The sequence below is a fragment of the Saccharopolyspora montiporae genome, assembly GCF_015209505.1.
Taxonomy (GTDB): Bacteria; Actinomycetota; Actinomycetes; order Mycobacteriales; family Pseudonocardiaceae; genus Saccharopolyspora; species Saccharopolyspora montiporae.
Map to the genome: position 1 here is coordinate 1 of NZ_JADEYC010000044.1, position 3,941 is coordinate 3,941.

A 3,941-nucleotide genomic window follows, 5' to 3' on the forward strand; every position below is an offset into this window, starting at 1 on the left:
CACCGCCCGCGGCACCACCGGCGGCACCGGCCGCGCCGCCCGCACCGCGCGCGCCACCGGGGCCACCGCCGGGCGCGGGTGTCCACCGACCGCCGGGTCCCTGGCGTTCCCAGGCGCCGGTCTGCGGGTTCTGCCGGTACAGCGAACCGTCCTTGCCGCGCACGACACCGGGCGGCAGGCTGCCGCCGCCGGAACCGCCGCCGGGCGAGGCCCACGCGGATCCGGTGCTCGCCGGCGCACCGCCGGAACCGGCACCGCCACCGGCACCCGCGCCACCGCCGGAACCGCCGACAGCACCACCGCCGCCACCGGAGCCGGACGAGGCCCAGGACGAGGAGGTCGACGCCGGAGCACCACCGGACCCGGAACCGGACTCGGCGGCCGCGAAGTTGGTGGCGGCCGGGTCGTTCGGCGGCGGAGCGGGAGCCTGCTGCTTGCCGTCGGGGTTGAACGAGGGCAGCGCGGTCACCACGTTGTCCGTCTGCGAGGCGTAGCGCTCACGGGCGGCGGTGGCCTTCTCGTTGGTGGCCGTGTGGTCGGCCTGCCGCTCCTCGTAATCGCTCATCCAGCCGATGAACATGTTGTCCTTGTGCTCATCGACGAAGCCCTTCTCGGGCGGGTCGATCTGCACCTCGCGGCCGTTCTCCAGCGTGTCGCCCTCCGCCGGGATGCCGCGGAACGCCTCGTGCTGGTTCTGCGCCTGCTGCTGCAGCGAGTCCCGGATGCCCTTGGAGGTTTCCGAGACCCGCTCGGCCTTCGGGATCACCTCGGCGATGGAGGCGTTGGCCGCGTCGGCGGCCTGCCCCTCGTGCGCGCCTTCGGCCTTGCGCAGCGATCCCTCGACTTTCCCGACGATCTTCTCGAACTCCTCGGAGACCTTCTCCCACTTCTCCACGCCGCGACCGTCGGGCTGCGGCAGCGATCCCGCGTCCGGTGCGCCGCCCATCTGGTTGCGGAAGTCCCGCGCGGCGCTGGTGTAGCACATGTCCACCATGTCGATGTCTCTCCCCAGAAATCAGCCTCAGCCGGCCGCCGCCGGCAAGGTCGGAACCGAAGCCTCCAACGCCTTCTGCGCAAGGCCACAAGTGTTGGGCGTGTCTACATCATGAGAGTGCGCATACAACAGCTGGCGATCGTCAGTCGCCAAAAACATTGCGCAAAATCCATCCTGAGACGGGTCGCCCTGGTTCGCGCGCACCGCCGGATGCCCTGCCACCGTCAATTCTTCATAATCAGAGTATGTCGATTTGTTATCGTGGTACTCTCGAATCGAGCGGTCCTCAATCGGCCCCAAGGAAACACTCTTCCCGCCGTTTTCGCTTCTCCACAAGCACGCTTCTGGCTTGTCCTCCGAAAGTGACGGCGAATCGTCGACCTCGCCATCAGGGCCCATACCTAGTGACGTGGCCGCCCCTGCGGGAAGGAGATCGCAGAGCTCAGGCGCGGAAGCATTCCTGGGGTTCTCAATCTCTACTGAGCCTCCCTGTGCGTCCGGATTCGGCTGCGGAGCATCGTTTTGCGCCCCCTCAGAACACGCCGCCAGCACACCAATCAGCAGCACACTGGCGCCAGCAACGGCACCTTGCTTGAGAACCTTCACCATCGCCCTTTCGTCAGAGTCGATCCACGTCGGCAGCCGCCGCGTCGTCGGCCCTCTTGTACTCTGCAAGGGTTTCCTTATATGACGCGATCTTATCGCGCAACTTCTCGATAAGTTCATTCGTCGACGTTCGCAAGGAGCCTTGCTCACCTGTCGCCCGATCCTGGATGATTTGACGCGCCTTGTTCGTAACATCATCGTTGGCGGTCAACTCACCGGGCTTCACGTCATCAACTTGCCTGAGCAACGAAACAAGATCGTCTTGGATGTCTTCGAGCTCCTTGATGGCGCCTTCGAGCGCCTCAGGGTCAACGTTGTACCCGGCCATGTACTAGCCCCCTCCTGACCTAACACACCAGTCGACCGGATCATCGTCTACGAGCTCCGGCCTCCTTCGCAGCGGTTCTGCGTACCGAACCCTATGATGATCCTCACTCTTCGACCCCGGAACCCACCCCCGTCACCCGAATGTCGCAGTGGTGGCGTGCGGATCCGGCCCGCAGCACCGCTCCCCCACGGCCGATGTCGCCAACCCGCCTGGTGCTGCGGTCAACTCGCGTCGGCGCGGACGAGTTCGCGGGCCAGGTCGGCGGCTTCCGCGATGGTGTCCAACGGCAACGGCCGGGTGGCGACCGCTCCCTCGTGCAGCAGGAGGAGCCGGGTGCCGAGCTCGGTCGGGTGCGCGCAGCCCGCCGCGGCGGCGAGTTCGGCGAACAGGTCGCGCAGCCAGAACTTCTCGGCCGCGGCGATCCGGTGCGCGGGATGGTCGAGGTCCGGCAGTTCGGCCAGCGCGTTGATGAACGCGCAGCCGCGGGCGCCCGAGCCGCTCCAGGTGCGCAGCGCGACGAACGGCGCCACCACCGCCTCGACCGGGCCGTCCGCGGCGTCGACCGCGCCCCGCACGAGCTCGCGCCAGCGCTCGTCCCGCCCGGCCAGGTAGGCGGCCACGAGCTGGTCCTTCGACCCGAACCGGTTGTACAGCGTCCGCTTGGTCACCCCCGAACGCTCCGCGATCAGGTCCACGCCGACCGCGGTGATCCCGCGCTCGTAGAACAGCTCCTCGGCCGCGGCCAGGATGCGGCGGGCGGCAGGGGTCCAGGATTCCGGCACGACGCACCTTCACAGACCGGTGTAGGGTGGCTGGAGTTCACCGATCAGTATACCTGGGAGCTCCGATGACCGAGTCCATGCGCGCCGTGCGGATCACCGAGCACGGCGGACCGGACGTCCTCGAACCGGCGCGGGTCGCCGTGCCCACCCCGCAACCGGGCGAAGTCCGGGTGCGGGTCAGCGCGGTCGCGCTGAACAACACCGACCTCTGGACCAGGCAGGGCGCCTACGGCCGGCCGGACGATCCGGACGCGCTGTCCGGCTGGCGCGGCCCGATCGACTTCCCGCGCATCCAGGGCGCCGACGTGGCCGGGCACGTCGTGGCAGCCGGGGCCGACGCCGACGAGCACCTCATCGGGCGCCGGGTGGTCGTCGACCCCGCCCTCTACGACACCGCGGGCCCGGACGCCAACCCGATCGGCCTGCTGGGCAGCGAACGCGACGGCGGCTACGCCGAGTACGTGACCGCACGGGCCGACCGCGTGCACGACGTGACGGACTCCCCGCTCACCGACGAGCAGATCGCCGCGCTCCCCACCGCGTACGGCACGGCGCTGGGCATGATCGAGCGCGGCCGGCTGCAGGACGGCGAAACCGCCCTGGTGTCCGGCGCATCCGGCGGGGTCGGGCTCGCCGCGGTGCAGATCGCCCGCGCCCGCGGCGCGCAGGTGCTCGCCATCAGCAGCGGGACCAAGCTCGACGCGGTGCGCGCGGCAGGGGCGCAGCAGGTCATCGACCGGGCAGGCGACCTCCCCGCGCAGATCCGCGCCGCCGCCCCGGACGGCATCGACGTGGCGCTGGACGTGGTGGCCGGCGAGCTGGTGACCGACGGGCTGCCGCTGCTGCGGGAGAGCGGCCGGTGGGTCGTCGCCGGTGCGCTGGGCGGCTACCGGGCGGACTTCGACATCCGCCGCCTCTACCTGCACAACGCGCAGCTGATCGGCTCGGCCATGCACACACCCCGGCACTTCGCGCTGCTCGTGGACATGGCGCGGCGCGGCGAGATCGAGCCGGTCATCGCCGCGGCCTTCCCGCTGGAGCAGGCCGCGCAGGCGCAGGATGAGCTCGCCCGCCGGGGACACGTGGGCAAGATCGTGCTGCGTCCCTGAAACCTGCGTCCCTGAAACCTGCGTCCCTGAAACCTGCGTCCCTGAAACCTGGGCACCCTGAAAACCTGGGCACCCTGAAACCTGCGTCCCTGAAACCGGGGCAGCTCACTCCCGGATGCGGC

At 69.6% G+C, this 3,941-nt stretch carries 5 protein-coding genes; 1 reads left to right on the forward strand and 4 read right to left on the reverse strand.

The window, feature by feature from the left end; all coding sequences use genetic code 11:
• The 4 genes from IQ251_RS18845 to IQ251_RS18860 all read right to left on the reverse strand — a co-directional run.
• On the reverse strand, nucleotides 1–994 hold a 994-nt coding region (locus tag IQ251_RS18845; protein WP_193930290.1), incomplete at its 3' end, for a hypothetical protein.
• 27 nt (nucleotides 995–1,021) lie between these two features.
• The gene (locus IQ251_RS18850) at nucleotides 1,022–1,603 is read right to left on the reverse strand and encodes a DUF3558 family protein (RefSeq protein WP_193930292.1); all 582 of its coding nucleotides are present in this window, start codon (nucleotides 1,601–1,603) and stop codon (nucleotides 1,022–1,024) included.
• 10 nt (nucleotides 1,604–1,613) lie between these two features.
• Complete coding sequence (locus IQ251_RS18855) at nucleotides 1,614–1,928, reverse strand: hypothetical protein (protein ID WP_193930294.1); 315 nt, start codon at nucleotides 1,926–1,928, stop codon at nucleotides 1,614–1,616.
• A 221-nt stretch (nucleotides 1,929–2,149) separates the two neighbouring features.
• Nucleotides 2,150–2,710 carry a TetR/AcrR family transcriptional regulator gene (locus IQ251_RS18860; protein WP_193930296.1) on the reverse strand — a complete coding sequence of 187 codons (561 nt, stop codon included), beginning with the start codon at nucleotides 2,708–2,710 and terminating at the stop codon, nucleotides 2,150–2,152.
• Nucleotides 2,711–2,775: 65 nt separating this feature from the next.
• Here IQ251_RS18860 and IQ251_RS18865 point away from each other — a divergent pair, with 65 nt between their 5' ends.
• Complete coding sequence (locus IQ251_RS18865; RefSeq protein WP_193930298.1) at nucleotides 2,776–3,819, forward strand: zinc-binding dehydrogenase; 1,044 nt, start codon at nucleotides 2,776–2,778, stop codon at nucleotides 3,817–3,819.
• Nucleotides 3,820–3,941: the final 122 nt, after the last annotated feature.

What these genes read in the sequence shown, in the direction of transcription:
- IQ251_RS18865 (WP_193930298.1), top strand. Translation starts at nt 2,776, where the DNA reads ATGACCGAGTCCATGCGCGCCGTGCGGATCACCGAGCACGGCGGACCG.
- IQ251_RS18855 (WP_193930294.1), bottom strand. Translation starts at nt 1,928, where the DNA reads ATGGCCGGGTACAACGTTGACCCTGAGGCGCTCGAAGGCGCCATCAAG.
- IQ251_RS18850 (WP_193930292.1), bottom strand. Translation starts at nt 1,603, where the DNA reads ATGGTGAAGGTTCTCAAGCAAGGTGCCGTTGCTGGCGCCAGTGTGCTG.